Origin of the sequence: Streptococcus sp. HMSC077D04 (assembly GCF_001808785.1) — a bacterium.
Lineage (GTDB): Bacteria > Bacillota > Bacilli > Lactobacillales > Streptococcaceae > Streptococcus > Streptococcus mitis_BX.
Genome location: NZ_KV794452.1, coordinates 1 through 927, shown reverse-complemented (window position 1 = coordinate 927; position 927 = coordinate 1). Strand labels below are relative to the sequence as shown.

Annotated in this window: 1 protein-coding gene; it reads right to left on the bottom strand. The window is 38.1% G+C overall.

Annotation, left to right across the window (positions count from 1 at the left end; translation table 11 throughout):
• Nucleotides 1-927, bottom strand: a 927-nt coding sequence (locus HMPREF2701_RS00160) for a DEAD/DEAH box helicase family protein (RefSeq protein ID WP_186821199.1), incomplete at both ends; no start/stop codon positions are given.

Genomic DNA, 927 nt, shown 5'->3' with positions numbered 1-927 from the left:
ACATACAAGGGCTTATGAACCATCCCCAACTCCTTTAATTTAAAGCCAGCACCAAGCATGGTCAAGGTCTTTCCTGAACCTACCTCATGAGCTAACAAGGCTCTTTTTTCTTCTACAATTCTTTGAATGGCATTCTCTTGATGAGGACGAAGACTGATGTTTTGTGCCAAGCCATCAATGACTAAATGGCTACCGTCATACTCTCGACTAACCGTTCGATTATAAAGACGATTATAGCTTTCTTCAATGACTTGTTGGACTTCTGGATACCGTGAGACAAAGTCTTGAAAGAGTTCTTGTAAATGCTGCTCTTTTGCTCTTAGAACAGAGGTTTTTTCCAAATCTGTGATGGTCTTTTTCTTTTCTCCTTCCGTAACAGTCATGGTAATCGTCGGTTGGTTCGAATTAAGTAAATTCTCAAAAATCTTTCTTCCTGTATCATAACGTGACCCACTAACTCCAAGACTACTATCTTTAGCACTTGGATAGCGATAAGCAAATGATGTCCTTAAATGAACCTGCCCATCGACAGGATTCACTTCAATGACTTGTTCAACATCAGGCGAAGACAATTCAAATTCACGATTGGTAAAACATTCAAAGGCAAATTTACCATAAACGGATTGAGGAATCCAACGTGACCCTATTTTAAACTCAATATCTGCCAGATGAATCCTTGGAGGGCGAACAGATTCTAACAAATCTAAAGCATGGCTCCAATCATATTCTTGGTTGTTTTCCTCCACTAATAGTTGAACTACTTCTATCTTGTTCAGAATATCTCCTGATAAAAACTGGTTCTTAGAAAGGTATTTTCTTTCCCCTCTTAAATAGCTTTCTGGATCTATTAAAATCTGGTCACCTAACTCATCTAAAATAGCAGCTTGGCTATGTTCAGGATAAATTGATACCATATAGTCTAAATCA